Genomic DNA, 20,174 nt, shown 5'->3' with positions numbered 1-20,174 from the left:
TCTCATCTCCACTCCTTGGCGGTTACGATGAGCCAGAAACCCTCTCTTATCAAATCGACCTAAACTGTCCCATTGGTGCTGACGTCAGACACGCCAGACTTCTTTACCAAAGAGGCAGACGACAACGACTGCAACACTCTCAAGCCGCCGATTGTGCGTGTCCGCTAAGGGCTGGCCCCAGCCAATCGAACCGGCTGCAGAGAAAGTCAACTTCGAGCCCAACCTGTACCCTGGATTTTATTGCTGCATGCGCTTGTAGCAGTAACAACATTGCAACTGCCGAATATCTTGTGCGGCCAAGCAGCGGAAAGAACTGTCATTCATGCAAATAGCAGCGATGCTCGCGGCGGCAGTTCACAGTTTGCTCAACAAAGCCGTCCTTCACTTCATCCGCAACAGCTATCGCCTAGCTGAATTGGTGGACACGGGACCGTGGCATATGAACAGTAAACACAACAGTCGCCTTCCAACGGCTTCAAAACTGTTTTGCACGACTTGCATTCATAGAACCACTGGCAAGCATCCGTTGGCATTTGCTCGGTTTCGCTGTGGCCGCACTTCGGGCAAATCAGGGTGCTTTCTAGGACTACAGTTTGTTTTGTCATAGTCTCACATCTGCATGATCAGGTAATCGTTAATCCGTGCCTCGTTAAACACAACGACCCAAGCCACGCCGGTGATTAGAGTTGTTCCTGCAAGCCGCCATTTTAACGTCGGTAAGGAACCCCGCCGATAAGATACCAGCCACGATATCGCGACGAGCGCCGTTGAAATCGTCAGCACATAGTAACTCGCTGCCGCAACCTTCCCAAAGATTGCCAACCAACTGCCGCCCAGCCCCAGTAACATCATCATCATGGGCAAAACGCAGCAAGTCGCGACGCCAAGCGCTGATAGCGATCCCAAATAGCTGAGGCTAAGGTACTTCTGCATTCTGTTTCCCTGATGGACTACGTCGCGCGGAGTTGTAGAGACAACAACCTCTCGTATAACTTCTGTAGCCACTACAGGATCAAGACAGGAAATCTCACATGTTTGCGATTGGGGAGGCATCCCGGCAAAGCGGTGTCGGAATTGAAACTATCCGCTACTACGAACGCGAAGGGATCGTGCCGAAACCAGAAAGGGCATCGAATAATCGACGCATGTACTCTGCGCACGATGTGGGACGGCTTTGTTTTCTAAGGAAGTGCCGAGACTTGGGTTTTGCGCTTGCCGATGCAAAGGTGCTTCTCAACCTGTCCGAAGGTGATAGCGAGGATTGCCAATCCGTTAAGGAACTGGCCGAGCTTCATATCTCCAATGTGCGTATGAAGATAATCGAACTTAAGCGATTGGAGGCCGCCCTGAATGAACTTACGGCCAACTGTAACATCGGTAACGTTTCTTGCCCGATGCTTACGCAGATACGGACCTACTAATGGCACTTTGAGGCTCGCAGTCGCCCTATGCCAACGCAGCATGACCCAAGATTCGGGCCGCGCAGAATCTACCGTTCGTTAGAGAGGTCAACTCGTTGATTTAGTAATGTTTCAATCAATCAATGAACATTTGTGCCTGGCCGCGGTGTTCTTGAAGCACGGGGCGATTTCGGACAGTGAGCCCTACCTGCCGTGCCTGAGCAATCAATTTGCTGCATACGCATTCGGCAGGTTTTATCAGAAGCCGACCTCTGATTTCCGAAACGCAGAGCAATGCGTTCTGCCTATCTTTGTCCCAAATTGGGCTAGGCAGACTCAGATCTTCTGTTGCTTTCCATTGTATCAATGCTTGTATCGTGTGTACTCAAAGTCCATATACATAAGGCTTACGTTTTTCTTTTTCGACCTGCTGTCTCCCAAACTCGGCGTTCAGTCTTTCGATTCAGACCGACCACGCCGAGTCGCCGCAATGATGCGGGCGGCAAGTATTAGGAGACTTCCACCATGGCAAATGGCACAGTAAAATGGTTCAACTCGACCAAAGGTTTTGGCTTTATCGAGCCTGAAGATGGTAAGCGCGATGTGTTCGTGCATATCTCAGCACTTGAACGTTCCGGCATCAGCGAATTGAAAGACGGCCAGAAGGTCACTTTTGACGTCGAAGCTGGCCGTGACGGACGCGACAGCGCCGCCAATCTGGCACTGGCCTGACCTTTTACGGGCACCCTTATGGGGTGCTCGTTTGCACAACGGGCTGCTAAAAGCCCTTGGAGAACAAGTAAGTTGCAACCAAAAGACTGGACGCGGGCGCTCGCGCAATACCGTGTGCCCGATGCGAAGCGCAGTATTTATGAAATTGCGATCACCGTTGTCCCCTTATTCGCGCTATGGGCTCTAGCGTGGTTTGCGTTATCATTTAGCGTCTGGATCGCAATATTGCTGGCCGTCCTGAATGCCGCATTTCTGGTCCGTATCTTCATCATTATGCATGATTGTGGTCATGGATCTTTCTTCAAAAACCGCAACGCATGCAATTGGACCGGCCGGGTTCTAGGTGTTCTTACCGTGACACCCTATGACGTTTGGCGTCAAAGCCATGCGATTCACCATGCCTCAACTGGTAACCTTGATCGGCGTGGTATGGGTGACATCCCTACATTGACCATTGAGGAATACCTGAAACGGAATTGGTTCGGGCGTGCCGCGTATCGTCTGACCCGGAACCCAGTCGTCCTGTTCGGTGTTGCACCGATATATACGTTCTTTTTTCAATACCGCTTGCCTGTTGGTTTCATGCGGTCAGGCTGGCTGTATTGGGCAAGTGCGATGGGAACAAACGCCGCAATTGCAGGGTTATTGGCTCTGATTTTATGGGCCGGAGGCTTTGAGGTGTTGGCGTGTGTTTTCCTTCCAACCGTGATTGTCGCATCATCCATTGGTATTTGGCTTTTCTACATTCAACACCAGTTCGAACACACGACCTGGGATCGGGAAGAGGGCTGGAACCTTCAGAACGCCGCGTTCTATGGCAGTTCTCACTATGCCTTGCCAAGCATCCTGCGGTGGTTCTCTGGCAACATTGGTGTGCACCATGTTCACCACCTCGCCAGCCGCATACCGTTCTATCGGCTAAACGAAGTTTTGCGTGACCATTCTGAGTTGGAAAACTGCCAGCGTATTACTCTATATCAGAGCCTTCATTGTGCGCGATTGCATCTTTGGGATGAAAAAAGTCAGCGCCTGATGACCTTTTCAGAGGCTTTGTCAAACGCCAATCCCAAAAAGAGCTTAGTGTAGTCTGGCGCGGACCAAATAGGCTTCAATAGTATCACCGCCGAGGGCGCGGATAGCCTCTAGTCGGTGAAGACCTTCAATCAGCACGAACCTTTTGTTGTCAGCGCGTATCTGGATCGGGGTCTTCTGGCCATTCTTCAGGATATCTTCGGCCAGCGTCAGAACTTTTTGTTGATCAAGCGTTTTCGCCCGTTTCACAGGTACATAGATCAGGTCGAGCGGATATGGTCTTTTCTCCAACATAAGCTACGTGAGCAACCTTTCGTGCATTTGTTCCGGTTCGAAGTTCGCTACAGGAGCTGGGGCTGTAACGTACGTCATAGAACCGAACGAACAGCGTCGCGCAGTTCCTGATGCATAATCCAAGTTGCTGGCTCGTCGTCACTTTCGATGTGAGAAAATGCCAGGACCTGAGCGGCGCCATCATTCTGTACCGATCCGCCTTCGGGAAGTTCGAGCTCTAGATACTCCGCAATCAATAGACCGATTTTCTTAAAGACCTTGATTGAGGCCTCGCGCGATTTGTAACCGGCCGCCTGAGACAAGTGACCAATGGTCAGACCGTCCTTGCCTGCGATTGTAAGTGCTTTGAGCAATGTGACCTGCGCGGCGGTGAGCCTGATCTGGCGTAATGCCTCTGCATATTCTCTTTCACTAGGAACGAAGGTGCCGGAGTTTCCCTCCAAACGGCGTTGACCGCTACGCTTTCTGTCTCGTTCTTCGAGAATTTCTTTTAAGGCCTCAATGGCCAATGCTGGTGTTTCTCCAACTGCGTCGGCAATCATTGCCTGCGTTTTAGCCGGCGGCTTGGGAAATGCCCGTGCAACACTATTGCCGCTCAGAACGCCAGCCTTAATCAAGTACTTTCCAAATTCTTCCTCAATCACTCCTGATACGTCAGCGTTCCGCGACTTACGAACACTGCGGTCCTGAAACGCTCTTTGTTCCAGACCATGAGCTGACATCTTTGAACTGGGAAGAGTTACTTGAGGGGCATTTTTACGCATCAGAGAAACACCACGGTAATTATCGCTGCAACGCACACTGCTGACGCAATAGGTATCTTAATCCCATAGGATCGGCGACGCGCCTTTTCGGCTTTGAGACTTTTACCCAGGTTTTCGTCAATCGAGTTATGGTTCACGGCTTAGTCCTTCCGGATTTGTCAGGCGGCTTTGGTTTCCACCAACTTATTGTCGCGGCACATTTTCGGTGCACTTGTCGTTCTGTCTCGTGAAGGGCCGATTACATTCCCAACCATCACCTCTTCGATTCAAATGCGCGTTTGAAGGGACAAGGATCGCAACGCACCTGTCCTGGTTTGCGCGAAAACCACGTTCGCACTTCCATCCAGAATAAGTTTCAGGCGCAAGGTATGCATGCTGTGGAATTGCCACGGGCTCACAGCCGCTATCCGCTGCCCTGTAACCTCTGATGCACACCCAACCATCCGCGCTGTTTTTGTCAGTCAGGCGGCCGTTGCTCGGGACATCTATCGCAACACAATCCTGGTTCTCTTTACGAAATCCCCAGTTGCAGTGTATTTCCTGAACGCCAAACCGGGTTTCGACGTATCCATTTTGAGGTGCCATCACTTCTTCACAGAGTTCTCCGACGCGCTGGAACAGCCGATTGCACTCCCACTGATCTCCGGTTGATGCAAGATAGGCATTTTCAGGAACTTTTATTTCCTCACAGAGTTCTCCGACATTCTGGAAACCGTGATTGCATTCCCAGCCGCTACCATAGGAGCTACCCGTCAAATATGCGTTTTCTGGTACGTCTGTTCTTTGGCACGATCCGTTCTTGTTTTCGAAACCTTCGTCACAAACCGATCCATCGGCATTGCCTCCGACTTGGGCAGGAAGCTGCGTTCCTGAGAGAATCACCAAAAGTGTCGGGATCAAACAAAGAATGCAGCGAGCAAACACGATGAATGAATGGTCGAAACGGAGCCTGAGACCTGATCTATCGGGCATCAAGCACGCAATTTAAGAGCAATGTGCTGTTCATACGGCGCCTTCTTTCATGAGTCACTCGACGACTGGGACTTGTCAGGTGACAGTTGTGTATGCTTGCGAGGAACTAGCTCATCACGAAGACCCCAGCGAAACCCGTTCCTTTGCTGCGGTACATGCTACAGTTAGTCTGAAGGCCATTGGATCATCGAAACCGGCAGCATCGCGGCGACGAGTAATTTTCACCAATGCACTTTTTGTGGTCCTTAGCCAGCATAGAGTCAAGGAAGTTTCCCTCGTCGCAACGCTAGCACCACTAGGGCAGATAGTTTTTGGAACTGCTGGTGACCAAGATTCCTGGTGAACTACCGAAAGAAATTGTCTGGTATTAGTTTTTCGTTGTATCGATTTGGGGCCAGACTAGCAGCGGGTGGCAGTTTAAGTCCGCGTTTCAATTGTCGGGCCTGAGTGCGGCGAAAGAGGAGTATGTGATCAAGGCTTCCTTGTAACTAGGAATGACTGGCCGGAGGACATTGGCTGCAACGCGGGGATGTTCGCGCCGCTTCTGCACAAGTACCCGCGGCGCGATCAAATGGCCGCTCGGTCCCGCACCCTGTAAATTGCGCCTGTGCCGAGAAATCTGTGCTGCGAGCGCACGCAACAAGATTTTGACACTTCCGCTCAGGGTTCGCTGCGTCCCACCCCTGCGTAAAAGAACTAGAACTGCTATGGATTGGCGACCGACAGCGCCGCTCGCCAAACTGTTTCAGATATCTATACGCTCTGCAATTCTTAGCGCGTCTTCCAATTCAACGCCCAAGTATCGCACGGTGCTATCGACTTTTGTGTGCCCAAGCAGAAGTTGGACCGCGCGGAGATTTCCTGTCTTGTGGTAGATCTCAGCTACTTTGGTTCGGCGAAGCGAATGCGTGCCATATCCGCTCGGTTCCAATCCGATTGCGGTCACCCAGTCTCGAACCAGCCTGCCAAACTGGCCCGTCGAGATGTGTGGTCGATCATGGAATCGGCTTGGAAACATGAACCGGCTAGCAAACATTTCCAGCGATTTTACCCATACCAATACAGTTTCTCGCGTGTTTTCCGTCAGTTCGAATTGAACAGATCGCTTGGTTTTGCTCTGGATCACCGAAACACGTTCACGGACGCGATCGTCTTTGACAAGTTCGGTCACAGCGAGTTTGACCAGATCGCAACCGCGCAGCTTGCTATCGATCGCGACGTTGAACATTGAGAGGACACGCAGATTTCCATCAAGTTCGAGCCGTGCACGGATCGCCCAGACCTGTTTTGGGAGTAGCGGTCGTTTCTGACCGATGATCCGCCCCGTGTTCCAAGCTCTGGGTTTTGGGGTGACTGCAGGTAGCTGGACTCTTTGCATATTTTGCACTCCGATCCAGCCTCCGCACCCAAGCAACAGCACCGCGCTGACCACCGTATAGTACAAGCGGCGTGAATGCCTGCTGGCCGATTTTGAATACTGGCATGGTCTCAGCGTGTGCATTCGGCGGCTTGAGCCCGTATCGCTACACAGAAAAACGGTTCGAATCCAAACCGCGCATGCGCTTCGTCTTCAGCACCGATTACCGATCGGGTTCCACGTTAAAAGGCCCGGGTCAGCGGGCTGGGTCAGCACCAATAAGATAAAATGAGATTTGATCAGAAAAGCTGGTAAGACCGTCGTCAGGTTATCAGCGACGCCGAGCTAGCCCGGGGCTTACCGATACGCCATTTCGCCACGCGTTCAACCCCTTGCAGCGTCGACAAATCCGCTCTCCAAACCCTTCGCTCCAGAATGGAGTTCTGCAACGAAGACATGGGCGTTCTTGCGGCACGTCATTGTGGGCGCGAGACATGATCGTATCTGCTTCGTTGTCGGGGTCTTCCATCAGTTCTTAGCCTCGATTTCTGTTTTGGTTTATACAGCGACTGGAAAAGAAAGTTCCGAGCCCTAAGCCTTGAGATTGAAGGAGCTGCCTGGTTCAGACTGTCCGATGGGACGGCCTGTAATCCGAGGGGTTTTATTAGGATGAACCGGCATTCCTTCGTTATCAGCAGCTTGGACAGCGAAAGTATACCGAGAACCGTTTCCGCATCCTTGCGGTAGGGCTCGTTGATCTGATGATCTGTCGTCTGCCTCAGAGATGAGCGACTCGGAGTAGAGGTGCCGAAGTTGAGTCTCTGAAACGCCATCCGCTTCCATTATCAATTGCACCATGGGATCGGCCAAAAGCTGGTCGAGCAAGAACTGCGACAACTGCTTCGAAGACAATTTATCCTTTGCGCGGGCTCTCTCCAAATCAGTAAGAGAAACGGTCAAGGTACGCGCCAGACCGGGGTGAGATTTCCGCGGATGCAGACAGATTAGCACTGATGCTTTCCAGGCTTCTGGATCCGAATAATCTGGTGGTGCGGAAAGCTCAGTTTCTATGTCGTATTCGCCCGCCGGGAGTAATTCGTCAAAGCCAGGTAAAGTAAACGGCCTGGAAAAGACTGCGATTGTCTTGCTGATTATCTGGTTCATTTGGTTAATTCTCCTTTGCTGATACCGCTCGCTCGGAGATGCAGACAAGAACAAGCCACCCACTCCCGGCAGGGTATTATCAGTTTTGGGGTTTAGGCTTTGGTTTTTCGGGGACGGTGTCCTGCCCTTTCGACGTCACTTCTTTTTTTGACGCGTCCGCATCGTTTTCCTTCAGTGCGGCAGCCGCTCTGGTCGTCAGGTCTTTGAAAGACATCATTTTGATCCTTTGATTGTCCGCACCACCCACAAGCCCAGATGGGGTGTGAAAAGTGAATGCGGCTACATCCAACATAGGGATTGGGTGCCTCATTTACTACGTAAAGCCGTAGAATAAGACGGGTGGCTGAAGCAGAGCCGAGGCGGCGGCAACCCTGGCGCGCTACTTTCGCTTCGAATATGGGCGATCAGTGTTCGCTGCGGTGCAGTCAACCAATGCGCCATCACCATGGAAGACTTTTGCTACATCGGGTGCAGCCATGCCGCGCGAGAGCGCACTATAGTTCAATTTCAGTTTCATCTCGCCACCAGCGCGAAGCAGGCAATTGGTGGTTTCAACAACGATATGATCACTGGTGGCTCCGACGAACGTGACGCCAGTAGGGAAAATTAGACCCGCCGCATCGGTGTCCTGGAGTCCAATGGCAAGGATCGACCGAGTGTTCGAAGGACTGTCTAAAGTCACACACCGCATTGAAGGCATAGGATAAGTCATTTGCACGGGATTTGAATTTGCTTTGGTCTTCGTTTCGATCACTTCCGCCCAAAGCGTGAAAACATCTGTGTATAGCCCGTCGATCGTGTACCCCGAAATGGGGTCAGTACCCAGCAGGATGGCCTCACCCAGACGCAGGTTGTTGATCTTTCCGGTCGCCCCCTTGCCAAGCGCCCATGGCAAACTGGCTGAGCCGCCGCCTGACACTGTTTCCAGAGCGGGTCCATTTGCAAGTTCGGTGCCGACGGCAAGCGACGAAAGCAATTCCATTGCTCCTGCAGAGGGTGCCACATGACCCAGACAGGCAAAATTTGCACCAATCCCCTTCAGAGAAATCCCTTCCATTCTAAGAATTTGAGACACAGTGCTTTCAATGTGTTCAGGCAAGATGCCTTCCCGCATATCCCCCATTTCCACCATCAGGATAATATTGTGAGTAATGTTCTTTCCCAGCGCACTCACGGCCAGGCTTGCGATAATGTCCATCTCTGTGTTGAAGCTGACATTGCAGTTATCAACAACTTGCGCGACCTGGCTCAGCATGGGCGTTCGGATCAAGGATATGGAGCACGAGATCCCAGCATCGCGCATACGTATGATATTGCTGATCCGCGCGTCCGCCAGCCCTGTCGCGCCACCTTCAAGCATAGCATTCGCAATCTCAGGATGACCGCAAACGGCTTTTGTCACACCTGTCACCGTAATTCCGCGGGGTCTAAGGTGGTCGACCAGGAACCGTGTGTTGTACCGAATTTTGTCCAGATCAACGTCAATACGCAGCTTGCTCATTCAATCGTCGTAGCACGTACGGGTTGCAAGCGCGGAAAGGCAGATAGAACCATATTCACCAAGTTTTTTGGAGGACGGTTCAATGCGTCAGTGACCGGGAGATACAATTTGCGGTTATAGTCTGTGATGGCCTTTGAAATCTCAATATCATTCATTCCTTCATGGTTGATCGTCATGCCAATTACCTCTGTGTTCGCAAAAGCCTCGATCAGGGTGATTTCATCGCAAGGGTCGGGCATAGTCATGTTGGGGAAATCACATCGACGTTTTCGTTTAGGCGCGTGTTGAAGAATAACTGCATGTGGTTGACTGCCTCGCAGAATGAAGGCTGATGTGCAAAAGGCCGGATGGCTTAGCGCGCCCTGGCCCTCGATCACTATGACATCGGGGCGCTCACCTTCAGATGCTGCAACAACAGCACGCTCAAGTTCGCCACAACAAAATTGCGGCGGCACCGAATCCATCGCAACGCCATACTTGGCGCCCTGCATCAAACCTGTCTGGCCGGTGCCAACTAAAACTGTTTTGATCCCATGCGTGTTAAGTGCGTTTGTCAGGATTGTCGCGGTCGTACGCTTTCCAATTGCACAATCGGTGCCGAACACCGCGATGCGGATCGCCTGGACGTCTCCAATACTGCCATCTAACAGGCGCAGGTCGGGATTTGGCCGCGGCTTGCGAATGTCGCGTATCGTGACATCGTGAATTTTGGCAAATCCAGCGAGCTCCTTGTCATCGCTAAGAAATTCATGCAGCCCACTGACGATGTTCATTCCGAGCGTTATCGCATCCACAACAACTTCGCGATCCTCAAGGGACATTCTGCCGCTGGCCGGCTCCATTCCGTAAATAAAAGTGTCGGGGATCGTAGCTTCATTAGCGACGGCGGCATCAAGATCATCGAAGATGGGAACCTGATTTGCGATATTATCAAGCACTTTGCCACTGTCACAACCGCCATACGTGCTGTCGATTACCGAAAGAACGCGATAGGCCTGTGAATGTCGAACGAGACCATTAGCCGTCTTGCCATCGATCTTTGCGAAGTTTCCTTCGCAATACACAATTGCAGTCGGTGTATCTGTCACGAGTGTCTTGCGGTGAAGCTCTGGAAAAACTGCTTGTTCCGGCGCCAGCTTTTGCGCATCGCTGGCAATGAACTGCTTGGCATCCGACGCAATGGGTACGGGTTTCATATTTGTTCCTTTTTAGATTGTGAAACGCGCGTCCTTGGTAAGGACGGGCAAAAATTGTGAAGTTTGGGAAAGTGGGCTTTCTGTCTGAATTCTCACTGGTTCAGAACACACAGCCCTTCTGATCGATGATAGTTTTTGTGGCATTGCCACCCATTGCCGGATCGGTCGATATGGGCATTTGCCGGTAGCTCGATTGCATTGCAGCGATCACCGGACGCCTCGTAGCCACGTTCGCATTTCCATCCAACTCCATGGATCGCGTCATCGTAGAAAGCATTTTCAGGCACAAAGACGGCATCGCATCGTCCGTCGCGCTCAAAATACCCACGCTCGCACGTCCAGGGACGCCCGCTGGTTGATGCGTTCAGAAAAGCGTTTTCCGGCACCGCTACTGCCACGCATGCTTCTCCGTTTTTTTCGTAGCCACGGTTGCAACGCCATGCAGATCCATAAGTGCTGTTCGTCAGGTAAGCATTTTCCGGCACCACGATTTTCTGGCAGCTATCGTCTATTCTTGTGTATCCACGCAGGCACCGCCACCTCTCACCTGACGGATCGAGATATCCACCCTCAGGCACAATCACTTCAGTGCATGAGGTGCCGCCCACTTCAACAAAGCCGTGCATACATGCCCACCCTGAGCCGTAGGTTCTGTTTGTGGGGTAGGCATTTCCCGGCACGACAACGGCCACGCATTCTCCGCCTTCCAACCGATAGGACAAATCGCATTCCCAACCGTCGCCATATTTTTTGGGATGCGCATTATCCGGGATCGAATTTGTTTCGGCCGATGCGGGACTTGATGAGATAAAGGAGCCCGCCAAGCAGCTGAAAACGCCAACAAACAGCGCCGTCATAAAGTGAGAGTAAAACCAGTGCTGATTTTTTCGATTTGTCCTGGTGCAACCGGCGTTGTCCGAATGTTGAGTGATTGAGTTACGATCCATCCAGGTTCAGCCCCTCAATGCAGGCCTGTGCCAGATCTTTATTGGGGGTTTGGGATCCCGGTACCGTTGCCCAGCCGGCTGCCATAACGGCATCCTTTCGCTTGAAAGAAGAAGCTTCTTTGATCGTTGTTATTTTTTCGGCGCGTTGGGCGTCAGTTCTCGCCATGTCGACGCAGATCGGAACCAAGGCAGCGATTACATTGTCGCGGGACATGGCGTTGGCCATCTTGTCCGCGTTACTGCCGGTCATCCATCCACCCCAAGAAAATCCAACGACGCCTACGAAAACCCCTCCGATCAGGGCGCCGTAGATTCCGGGTTTAAGCCATTCGGGCGTGTTCATAATCTATTCCTCCTGCGGGGAAAGCGCCGCATCGCTGTCATTGTTAGATGTGGCCAAGGTCTGGTCTTGCTTGAGCGCCCGTTCAAAATCTTCTGGATCAATTGGGCGCATTTCCGTGCGGCCTGGCTTGCTGCCTTTGCCCTGAACTGTCAGGTAGGTTCCGGTTCTTCGATATGCTTCGAAACTCAGGCCCTGTAGTAGTTCTTCTTCAACAACTACTTCATACTCGCCTGCAGGAAGTTCATCTGGATAGCCGGACAAAGAGAACGGATTTGAAAACGTCACCAAAGAACTGGACGATCTCGTGCTCACCTTAGTCCTCCATATAGTTTGTTGGATCTTCCCCGCGCAATCTGCCGCGGATTACGCTCGTAAGCGCCACGGTAGTACCGGCGTTGTAATTTAGAATAATGTGCAAATGGCAGACGCGCGCTGATCGATGTTAGTCTGTGGCCAATGACCTGAGATTTTATTGGAATCTCAAATGCATTTGGTGCCCGAGGATCAGGTGCCGCCAAAAATTGACTAACCTGCGTCAGTGCTACGATGTTTGGATTCCGGCAACGTGATGTGTGTTGGCGGGATATTTGCTGGCGTGTTCTTAACGAGTAATTGAGAAGCGCAGGAAATCCAGTACCGCAATCGGACTGTATTTATCTTGCGCTTCTTTTTCAGTGAAATCCCAAATCTGCCGAAGCGAATTCCGTCTCTAACAGGCAACGATCATCAAAATCCCGGCATCGCTGTAGGGGTGAACTTATTGCTTCAACAGTGGCCCGGCCTGATCCAGATAAGTGGGGTCAAAACCGGCCAACGTCACCAGTCCTTCATAATCATCAAATACCACTTGCCCGGATTGAAAAGTAACCAGCCCCTTCTCCCGCAGTTGCCGTAGGACACGATTAACATGTACGGCACTCAGTCCCAGTGCATCGGCAAGGTGGTATTGTGTCAGTGGGCAGGCGTATCCCGTCTTGCTTGCCATCCCGACCTGAGACAGCCTCACACCAAGTTCCAATAGAAAATGCGCCATGCGCTCACCCGCATCTCGCCGTCCTATGTTGACCAGGTGCTCAACCACCATCGCTTCATCACGAGAGACCGCCCAAAGAATTGCTGTCGCCAGCCGGGGCGTTTGCGCAAATGCTTCCAGGAGATCATCCACTACTACTTCAATGGCTTGGATTTCCATGATTGGTTCTATGCTGTGATCCGAGGTGTGCAGCAGAACGCTTCGCAAGCCCAGAAAATCACCCGGTATTTGGAAATCGACGATCTGACGCGACCCGTCAGTCTGGGTTTTGTAGGAACAAACCCAGCCCGAGGCCAGAATGTAGGCAGCCTGCTCTGATTGCCCTTGATGCACAAGGTCACGTCCGGCTTCAAAGGTTCTGCGACGCTTGTGCAGGCGTGCCAATGCCGCAAGTTCAACCTCAGTCAGAGCGACGAAGTTTGAAAGCTTTCGGGTGAGTGGACTGTTTTTGATAGTGCGCAAGTGTTCTTCCTTCATCGATGAGCAGCCCGCGAAACTATCCGACGCCAAGACTGCTTTCGATCAGTTAAGTATACAGCAATCTATGCCAGTATGATGCAATTCATTGTGGCGCTTCCTTGCTTGGACGCCTGTTAAAAAAGGACGTCTAACATGGCTGACCGGCAAGACCACTCTGGAATGGCCGCACTCTCAATTTGTGAAGCGCTTTTGCTTGCAATCAAAGATCGTGAGCTCCTGCCCGAACATGAAATTGTGGGAGTTCTGCGTGACGCAGCTGCTGCCCACGAAACAGCGGTCGGCAATAACGATGAAAAGGATATGCACCAGGCCGTCGCCTTTCTCATTAACCGGATCATAGCTTCCGGCTATCGGGTTCGGCAGTAGCGTAAAGTCCCGTATCGGAAAAACAAGATTATGCTCGTCAAAAAAGCTTAACAGCAAATAGAAGCACTATTGGTGCTTCGTTCCCGATCAATTCAAACACGAAGCAAGAACCAAAGATCCAATCTCTGCAATATCTCAACTTAATGAAAAATTCCACGACCGCGAATTACTCCCTCTTCCCCGCCACCTGCATGAGCCACAACGAGAATTTGCTTACTGGCTGAAGGCCCGCATGGCCTGTCCTACTGCACTGCCTGCGACAACGCAAACGTTGGCTTTGTTCGGCGTCTAAGTTGCTGATCCTATGTGCCTCGAAACTACAGTTTGATAGTATCGCATCATCATAGCTTTGAATGACCGGTCGGGCGACAACAGCTGCAACGCAGCGATGAATGTGCTGCGACAGCAAATCAATGCTGCGTCAGCAATTGCCGCAATCGCACAAGTCCGGTTTGTCCGCAGAGCAGACGTTTAATGACGAGTTGAGTATGTCGGGTTCGCGCCTATACCTGACATTTCAATTGCGTTCGGCATCGGTGGTTGCACCCTCCCGCAACCAAAATCCAAACAGCCCGTTCGATCTACAAACAGTCCACTGGACTGTTTGCTTAACGCCTTCACATCGTCAGGCTCATAACCTGAAGGGTGAGGAAGATAAGGGATCGATCCAGTGGATCGATCGCCCGACAAACGCGCAATGCGCAGGGCCAGAGGTTCAAAGCCAACGCCAGAAACCAAAATCCAAACATCCCGTTCAATCTAAAAACAGTCTACAAGATCAATCACTTATAAGAATTTATTGTCGTTTCGATGCGTGCTGCAGATTTTGGCGCATAGTCCGAAACCCTGCGTGATTTGGTTCACTGCCAGTACGTTTCCAACGCGCTAGACCCAGATTACAACACTCAAATGAAGGGGAAAATCATGGCGACGACCAAGGAAATCGAAGCAGCGGCGAAGAAGATGAAAGCGTCTATTGACGCCTATCAGAAGGCGCTTGTCGATCTGGATAAGGCAAACCGGGATCTGGCGAAATGCAATGCCAATATCAGCAGCGGGAACGTCGCGTTGATGGGGCCTGCCTCGGTTGAACTGGCCAAGGTATCGGCCAAGCTTGGCGGTCTGCACAAGAAAGTCGGAGATACCAAGAAAAAGATGGATGATGCACTGAAGGCGTTTTCCAAGGTGGCTCCGAAGAAATAGAGACCCTTGAAAGGGTTTTGAAAAGGCTCGCTGCGGGTTGCAGCAGGCCTTTTTTGTTGGTTGGTCGGCCTATCGGCAGGCCACATGTCGGGCAATGCGGTTGGGCTGTCTGCGCTGACACCAAGCAGACTAAAAATTTTTCGAAAATTTTCCTGCTTGTGTAACGTGCATCACTGAACGCAAGGCTTTTGTGCGCCATAGTGGTGAAAGTAATGAGTTGGCGTTCAGGTTGTTTTTCAGAGCGCGGATTTTTTCACTGTCCTCCCTGTGACTGGGGCGCGCTTGCAACGAGTGCGCCCCTTTTCTTTGTCGGCCTTTTGCGGCCAAAACGACGCTTCTCCGCCATTGCCAAAGCTGGAACAGGCGGGAAATTGCCGCAAAACAGGTGCAAGCAATTTGTGACAAGCCTTTGACAAATTCTTGACAATATTGCCGCCAACGATGCGAAAAGAATCTGGAGGACAGGTAATGTCACAGGCAAGTTCACTCGAGCGGCAGATGCTCGACCTGATCAACGCCGAGCGTGCAGCGCTTGGGCGTGATCCCGTGCGGCTTGAGTTGCGGTTGAATGCCGCTGCCGAGGATCACAGCGACTGGATGCTGGATACCGGGACTTTCTCTCACACCGGCGAGGGCAACAGCACGGCCACCCAGCGAATTCGGGACTCGGGTTTTGTGCTATCCGGATCCTGGGGCACCGCGGAAAATATCGCCTGGCAAACGCAACGCGGTGCGGCGGGGTTCAGCGATGATGTGATTGATCTGCATAATGCGCTGATGAACAGCGATGGGCACCGGGCAAACATCCTGAATCCTGATTTGGATTATATCGGCATCGGGATCGAGATTGGCACATTCCGGGGTGCGCCTGCGGTTATGGTGACGCAGAACTTTGCGCGTACGTCGGCCGGAGTTCAGTTGGACAATGGCGGTAGTGCCGGGACCCCGCCCGAGGATCCGATCATCATTGTCGATGATTCCGATCAGGGCAGCAGCCCCGAGCCGACCCCCTCGAGCGAACATTTTGCCTTTGACGGGAACAACAGCGTGCTCAGGGGAACGCCCGAGGAGCTGGACAATGACACGGTCAGCAACTTTGGGGCCGGCAAGAAGCTGATCCTTGAAGGTGTTGAACCGGGCCGGTCAAATATCCGCTTTACCAGCAATTCAGAGATTGAAATCGACACCGACGGGGATGGCGACGTGGACGTCACGATATCGCTTACCGAAGGGCGGTCCGGTGGGGATATTTTTGCCATTTCAAGCGGTGGGAATACGATAATCAGCTATGCGAAATATCTGCCCGGCCTGTCGGATGGTGACCGGGTGGACAGCCGTGATATCAATGGCATCGTCAATAAGGATTTCCTTGTCGGGGATGGCGCAACCGATTTCCGCATCGAACTCAACGATATCGGGTACGCGGGTTTTAACAACGTTTTGGGTGTCTATGACATTCTCGAAAATGGTGAGATTACGAATGTGCGCCTGTTGTATGACAACACCAACCGCGATACTGGGTCGGTCACGATCAACGACGTAGCAGATGGTGCGCGTTTGGGGTTCTTTATCGTACAGAACGCGGCAGACTGGGCGCGTGGGATTTCAGATAGTGATGTGCTGGAATTCCGGTCCAGCAATGGCGGTATTGCCGATGTTGACGACGATTTTGAACTGATGCTGATGGTGAATGGCAGAGCTGCGAATGAGACCACGTTCCATGCGGAAAAAGCATCTCTGAATGTTGATGGCGATCAACATGCGCTGTCGGGCATTGTCGAGGGCGGCGATGCGATGATCATCGGGTTCGAAGACCTGACCGGCGGCGGCGATCAGGACTATGAAGATGTCGTCTTTACGGTGACACGCATCGAAGACGATGCGTTGGCGATTGTCTAGCCAAAGAGCACATCCGGAAAGCAGCTAGCGCTGCTTTCTCGCCGTTCTGAACAGCAGAATAAACACAAAGATCGACCCGATCGAGGTGGTCACGATCCCAACCGGCAGCTCCTGCGGGGCCAGCAGCAAGCGGCTTAGAATATCGGATCCAGTCAGAAGGGCCGCACCCACAATTGCGGCTGTGGGCAGCAACTGACGGTGCAAGGGTCCGGCAATGCCGCGGGCGATATGGGGTACCATTAGGCCGACAAAGCCGATCACACCAGTGACCGAGACGAATACGGCGGTGGCAAGGGCGGCCACAAAGAACATGCGGAAGCGCAGGCCCTGAACCGGGACGCCCAGCGTGGCGGCGGTCAGGTCGCCGGTCAGCAGCGCATCCAGCCAGCGGGCCCGATAGAGCGAATAGGCAAGGATCAACGCCAACCCCACGCAGACCAGCGGAAAGGTCTCCCACCGGGCCAAACCCAGCCCGCCCAGCATCCAGAAGATAACCGAATGGGCGGCGCGGCTGTCTCCGGCGAAAATCAGATAGTTGGTGATGGCCGAAAACAGAAAGGACACGGCCAGACCCGCCAGGATCAGCTTTTCAGGTGCGCTTGTGCGCAAACCGTGCACCAGTGCCAAAACGATGCCCGATGCAACCAGCCCGCCGCAGAAGGCCGCCAGCGGAAGCGTCCAGAGGCCCAGAATATCTCCGGTCACTGTGATTACAAATACCGCCCCGGCCGCAGCCCCCGAGGACAAGCCAAACAGAAACGGATCAGCCAGATCGTTGCGGGTCGTGGTCTGCAAAACGACACCGACAATCCCCAACCCGGCCCCGATCACTGCGGCAAACAGGGCGCGCGGCAGGCGCAGGTCAAAGACGATCCGGTGCATCGGAGACATTTCGCCTTCTGACAGGCCTGTGCCCAGACCGATGGCTGAAAAGGTATCCGACAGCGGAATAGATGTGGTTCCGTAGATTGTGGAAACCAGCAAAAGGGCGGTCAGTATGACCGCCCCCAGCAAAAGTGTCAGAGCCAATCGGCCCATGTCAGCTTTGGCCCGGATGCATGGCCCGCGCCATTTTTGAAATCGCCTCGATATTCGCCGGTCCGGGGGTCAACTCTTCGTAGCGCAGCCCGATCCAGCGCTCGTTCTTGACTGCATCGGTCTGGGACATGACCGGGTGTTCTTGCAGGAACTTAAACGTGTCCGCAGCGCCGTTGCCGGTCTGATAGTCCAGCAGCACCAGAAATTCGGGGTTGGACGCGGCGACAGCCTCCCACGAGGTGCGGCCCCAGCTTGTGTCCATGTCATGGGTGACGTTCTCGCCCCCGGCCGCGGCGATCATCGCGTCGGGGATGGCGAATTTACCAGCCGTAAAAGGCGCATCTGCAGGACCGTCCAGCAGGAAGACACGGGGTTTTGCCAGATCCGCGGTTTTTGCCTTAATTGTAGACAACTCGTCTCTCCAACCGGTGACAAGCGCCTCGGCCCTGTCCTCGACCTGCATCACCTGGCCCAGACGCAGAACGTCGTCAAACAGCAGGTCCATGCTGGCCACGGGGCGGTCCTTGTCCAGATGCACGCAGCTTTCAGTAAGGATCATGGTCTTGATGCCAAAGGGCTCGAGCGTGTCGGGGGTTACGTCGCCGCCCGGTTTCATGCCGTAATACCAGCCCGCAAAGAACAGGTCGGGCTCGACCGCCACAAGGTTTTCCACGGTCGGATATTTTGGCGCAAGCTCGGGGATGTCGCCGCGCAGCGTGTCAAACTCGGGGCTGGTTTTGTACCATCCGGTGATACCGGTCAGGCCAACGATCTTGTCCTGCAAGCCCAGTGCAAAGGCCATGTCGGTCATGTTCATGTCGTGCACGACCAGACGCTCGGGGGCGGCATCAAAAACCAGCGGTTCGCCGCAATTGTCGACCGTTATTTCACCGGCGGACGCGCCGCCTGCGATGGCAGTGGCCAATACCACAGACCAGATGAGTTTCATTATCGATTGCTCCTTGGGTCAGGTTGAAACTTTGGTTTTTCGGATGTCCAGCGCCGGGATCACGCGGCCTTCGTGGTGAAAGCACAGGTAATCGACGCCAAACGTGTCACGGACCCGGTCGGGGGTCAGCACCTCGTCAACCGGGCCAAAACCGGTCAGGCGGGTGGATTTCATCAGCGCCACATGGGTGGCAAATTCCGGGATCATGACCAGATCGTGCACGATCATCACAACGGTGATGCCCAGTTCAGCCACCAAGGATAGCATCCGCCCCTTGGCATCCGGGTCCAGATGGTTGGTTGGTTCGTCCAGAAACAGCAGCGAGGGGTCTTGCGCCAGCGCCCGTGCGATATGGGCCCTTTGACGTTCGCCCCCCGACAACACCGCCATCCGCTTGTCGGCCAGCGTGCCAAGGCCCGTCAGGTCCAGAATGCGGTTCAGTTCGGCGGCATGTTCCTCGGTCGAGCGGTCCGCGCGGATTGGAATTTGCCCGAGCGCCACATAGTCGCGCAGCATCAGACGACCGTCCGGCAATTCCTGCTGGCTGACGACTGCAATCATGCGCGCGCGGTCCTGCGCCGAGACCTCCCTGAGCGACCGGCCACCGATCGCAACGTCACCCAGCGCCAGCGCCTCGGCCCCGCAAAGCAGGTTCAGCAGAGTGGTTTTGCCAGCGCCATTCGGGCCCGCTATGGCCAGAATAGAGCCTTCATTCAGGTCAAATGAGATACCCTGCAACAGGACATCCCCGTTCAGGGCATAGTATTCCAGATCTTTGGCGGTCAGAAATGTCATTGCGGCACCTCTGGCGCGATCCGGGGCATACGGGACAGGGTTTTGGTGTACAGCGCGCGTGGCCGATCCGTGGCATTGGTCCATCCGTCGTCGCTGTCGCGATACTGGCGTGCAAATTCCGCTAAAGCTTTCCAGTCTGCCTCGGCAGAGATGTCGCCGAACAGATATTGCGCCTTGCCGACCGCCTGAAACCCAACGGTGGTCGGGCGGTCGCAGCCTGCCATGCAGTCCACACTGCGAACCGCAAAGCCCGCCGGCAATCTGTCGGTCAGCACACCAACGGATTTGCTGCCTTTGCAGGTCGCGCAGATAAGGATGAAGTGATCAGCTGCGTCCGACACTATCCGCTCCGCCATTGGCCCGGCGGGAACAGAAGGTGCCGACAATGTAAACACGCGATTGACGTGCCATCTAGCCTCCTTCCAGGACGCCCCGCCCCGGGTTGGTTGAACATCGGATGGCAGGTCTCCTGACTTGCGGGTCGCTGCTTGGCCAACCTTCCCGGCCCTTGGGACCAGTGGATACTTGACGTCGCTCGCCGCTTACAGTTGCGGGGGCAGTTGCGGACTTGGCCTGTTCCGGGTGTCGCCCGGGGCCGCACCGTATTCCCTTTTCATCCCTTGGGCACACCCGCAGGAACCATCGACAGATTGAGTGCCTGAGAAATTGCGATGCGTCAATACGCAATCAGTTTGAGCCGTTCGGCAAT

At 53.5% G+C, this 20,174-nt stretch carries 24 protein-coding genes and 1 riboswitch; of the genes, 6 read left to right on the top strand and 18 right to left on the bottom strand.

Annotated features, from left to right (window positions below; genetic code table 11):
- Positions 1-386: 386 nt before the first annotated feature.
- A complete protein-coding gene (locus ACR0FG_RS05480; protein ID WP_237217120.1) occupies positions 387-605 on the bottom strand; it encodes a GDCCVxC domain-containing (seleno)protein in 219 nt (72 codons plus the stop codon).
- 4 nt (positions 606-609) lie between these two features.
- Positions 610-933: a hypothetical protein gene (locus ACR0FG_RS05475; RefSeq protein WP_170499188.1), complete on the bottom strand. Its 324-nt coding sequence runs from the start codon at positions 931-933 to the stop codon at positions 610-612.
- A 98-nt stretch (positions 934-1,031) separates the two neighbouring features.
- Here ACR0FG_RS05475 and ACR0FG_RS05470 point away from each other — a divergent pair, with 98 nt between their 5' ends.
- The 3 genes from ACR0FG_RS05470 to ACR0FG_RS05460 all read left to right on the top strand — a co-directional run bounded on the left by ACR0FG_RS05470 (position 1,032) and on the right by ACR0FG_RS05460 (position 3,218).
- Positions 1,032-1,421: a MerR family transcriptional regulator gene (locus ACR0FG_RS05470; protein ID WP_170499190.1), complete on the top strand. Its 390-nt coding sequence runs from the start codon at positions 1,032-1,034 to the stop codon at positions 1,419-1,421.
- Between the two features lie 504 nt (positions 1,422-1,925).
- On the top strand, positions 1,926-2,132 hold the full coding sequence (locus tag ACR0FG_RS05465; RefSeq protein ID WP_170430361.1) for a cold-shock protein: 207 nt from the start codon (positions 1,926-1,928) through the stop codon (positions 2,130-2,132).
- Between the two features lie 72 nt (positions 2,133-2,204).
- Complete coding sequence (locus tag ACR0FG_RS05460) at positions 2,205-3,218, top strand: fatty acid desaturase (RefSeq protein ID WP_480890900.1); 1,014 nt, start codon at positions 2,205-2,207, stop codon at positions 3,216-3,218.
- Here ACR0FG_RS05460 and ACR0FG_RS05455 read toward each other — a convergent pair.
- The 12 genes from ACR0FG_RS05455 to ACR0FG_RS05400 all read right to left on the bottom strand — a co-directional run bounded on the left by ACR0FG_RS05455 (position 3,210) and on the right by ACR0FG_RS05400 (position 13,212).
- Positions 3,210-3,458, bottom strand: coding sequence for a ParB N-terminal domain-containing protein (locus tag ACR0FG_RS05455; protein ID WP_170353732.1), 249 nt, complete (start codon positions 3,456-3,458; stop codon positions 3,210-3,212). The two genes, ACR0FG_RS05460 and ACR0FG_RS05455, sit on opposite strands and share 9 nt — an antisense overlap.
- A gap of 74 nt (positions 3,459-3,532) precedes the next feature.
- On the bottom strand, positions 3,533-4,222 hold the full coding sequence (locus ACR0FG_RS05450; RefSeq protein WP_170717691.1) for a hypothetical protein: 690 nt from the start codon (positions 4,220-4,222) through the stop codon (positions 3,533-3,535).
- Positions 4,223-4,405: 183 nt separating this feature from the next.
- Positions 4,406-5,194, bottom strand: coding sequence for a hypothetical protein (locus ACR0FG_RS05445; RefSeq protein WP_480890898.1), 789 nt, complete (start codon positions 5,192-5,194; stop codon positions 4,406-4,408).
- A 745-nt stretch (positions 5,195-5,939) separates the two neighbouring features.
- Positions 5,940-6,572, bottom strand: coding sequence for a tyrosine-type recombinase/integrase (locus tag ACR0FG_RS05440; protein ID WP_480886438.1), 633 nt, complete (start codon positions 6,570-6,572; stop codon positions 5,940-5,942).
- Between the two features lie 570 nt (positions 6,573-7,142).
- Complete coding sequence (locus tag ACR0FG_RS05435; RefSeq protein WP_480890896.1) at positions 7,143-7,715, bottom strand: hypothetical protein; 573 nt, start codon at positions 7,713-7,715, stop codon at positions 7,143-7,145.
- A gap of 79 nt (positions 7,716-7,794) precedes the next feature.
- Positions 7,795-8,007, bottom strand: coding sequence for a hypothetical protein (locus ACR0FG_RS05430; protein ID WP_480890895.1), 213 nt, complete (start codon positions 8,005-8,007; stop codon positions 7,795-7,797).
- An 87-nt stretch (positions 8,008-8,094) separates the two neighbouring features.
- Positions 8,095-9,216: an alanine/ornithine racemase family PLP-dependent enzyme gene (locus ACR0FG_RS05425; RefSeq protein WP_170499202.1), complete on the bottom strand. Its 1,122-nt coding sequence runs from the start codon at positions 9,214-9,216 to the stop codon at positions 8,095-8,097.
- The gene (locus ACR0FG_RS05420; RefSeq protein WP_480890893.1) at positions 9,213-10,412 is read right to left on the bottom strand and encodes an N-acetyltransferase DgcN family protein; all 1,200 of its coding nucleotides are present in this window, start codon (positions 10,410-10,412) and stop codon (positions 9,213-9,215) included. The genes ACR0FG_RS05425 and ACR0FG_RS05420 overlap by 4 nt, the downstream gene beginning before the upstream one ends.
- A 92-nt stretch (positions 10,413-10,504) precedes the next feature.
- Positions 10,505-11,359 (bottom strand): hypothetical protein, encoded by an 855-nt coding sequence (locus ACR0FG_RS05415; protein WP_480886025.1) that lies wholly within the window; start codon positions 11,357-11,359, stop codon positions 10,505-10,507.
- The gene (locus ACR0FG_RS05410) at positions 11,349-11,702 is read right to left on the bottom strand and encodes a hypothetical protein (RefSeq protein WP_170447568.1); all 354 of its coding nucleotides are present in this window, start codon (positions 11,700-11,702) and stop codon (positions 11,349-11,351) included. Before ACR0FG_RS05410 ends, ACR0FG_RS05415 begins: the two co-directional genes overlap by 11 nt.
- Positions 11,703-11,705: 3 nt before the next feature.
- Positions 11,706-12,014 carry a hypothetical protein gene (locus ACR0FG_RS05405; protein WP_170520028.1) on the bottom strand — a complete coding sequence of 103 codons (309 nt, stop codon included), beginning with the start codon at positions 12,012-12,014 and terminating at the stop codon, positions 11,706-11,708.
- A gap of 445 nt (positions 12,015-12,459) precedes the next feature.
- The gene (locus ACR0FG_RS05400) at positions 12,460-13,212 is read right to left on the bottom strand and encodes a Crp/Fnr family transcriptional regulator (protein WP_170452324.1); all 753 of its coding nucleotides are present in this window, start codon (positions 13,210-13,212) and stop codon (positions 12,460-12,462) included.
- Between the two features lie 135 nt (positions 13,213-13,347).
- Here ACR0FG_RS05400 and ACR0FG_RS05395 point away from each other — a divergent pair, with 135 nt between their 5' ends.
- From ACR0FG_RS05395 to ACR0FG_RS05385, 3 genes are all read left to right on the top strand, one after another.
- Positions 13,348-13,581, top strand: a complete 234-nt coding sequence (locus ACR0FG_RS05395; protein ID WP_170336649.1) for a hypothetical protein — start codon at positions 13,348-13,350, stop codon at positions 13,579-13,581.
- Between the two features lie 924 nt (positions 13,582-14,505).
- On the top strand, positions 14,506-14,784 hold the full coding sequence (locus ACR0FG_RS05390) for a hypothetical protein (protein ID WP_170712265.1): 279 nt from the start codon (positions 14,506-14,508) through the stop codon (positions 14,782-14,784).
- Positions 14,785-15,252: 468 nt separating this feature from the next.
- The gene (locus tag ACR0FG_RS05385) at positions 15,253-16,683 is read left to right on the top strand and encodes a CAP domain-containing protein (protein ID WP_480890890.1); all 1,431 of its coding nucleotides are present in this window, start codon (positions 15,253-15,255) and stop codon (positions 16,681-16,683) included.
- 24 nt (positions 16,684-16,707) lie between these two features.
- Here ACR0FG_RS05385 and ACR0FG_RS05380 read toward each other — a convergent pair whose 3' ends face one another.
- Genes ACR0FG_RS05380 through ACR0FG_RS05365 form a run of 4 tightly spaced genes read right to left on the bottom strand, consistent with a single transcriptional unit; the run spans position 16,708 to position 19,806 of the window.
- Positions 16,708-17,721, bottom strand: coding sequence for an iron ABC transporter permease (locus ACR0FG_RS05380; RefSeq protein WP_170712272.1), 1,014 nt, complete (start codon positions 17,719-17,721; stop codon positions 16,708-16,710).
- 1 nt (position 17,722) lies between these two features.
- Entirely contained in the window at positions 17,723-18,670 is a 948-nt protein-coding gene (locus ACR0FG_RS05375; protein WP_170712274.1) for an ABC transporter substrate-binding protein, read from the bottom strand.
- Positions 18,671-18,688: 18 nt separating this feature from the next.
- On the bottom strand, positions 18,689-19,465 hold the full coding sequence (locus ACR0FG_RS05370; protein ID WP_480890887.1) for an ABC transporter ATP-binding protein: 777 nt from the start codon (positions 19,463-19,465) through the stop codon (positions 18,689-18,691).
- Positions 19,462-19,806, bottom strand: coding sequence for a DUF1636 family protein (locus ACR0FG_RS05365; protein WP_480890885.1), 345 nt, complete (start codon positions 19,804-19,806; stop codon positions 19,462-19,464). The genes ACR0FG_RS05370 and ACR0FG_RS05365 overlap by 4 nt, the downstream gene beginning before the upstream one ends.
- A gap of 101 nt (positions 19,807-19,907) precedes the next feature.
- A riboswitch (cobalamin riboswitch) is annotated at positions 19,908-20,124 on the bottom strand.
- Positions 20,125-20,174 lie beyond the last annotated feature (50 nt).

The organism is Ruegeria sp. E1 (assembly GCF_056534225.1).
Note: the sequence above shows the minus strand (reverse complement) of the source record. Positions and strands in the feature narration are given on the sequence as shown.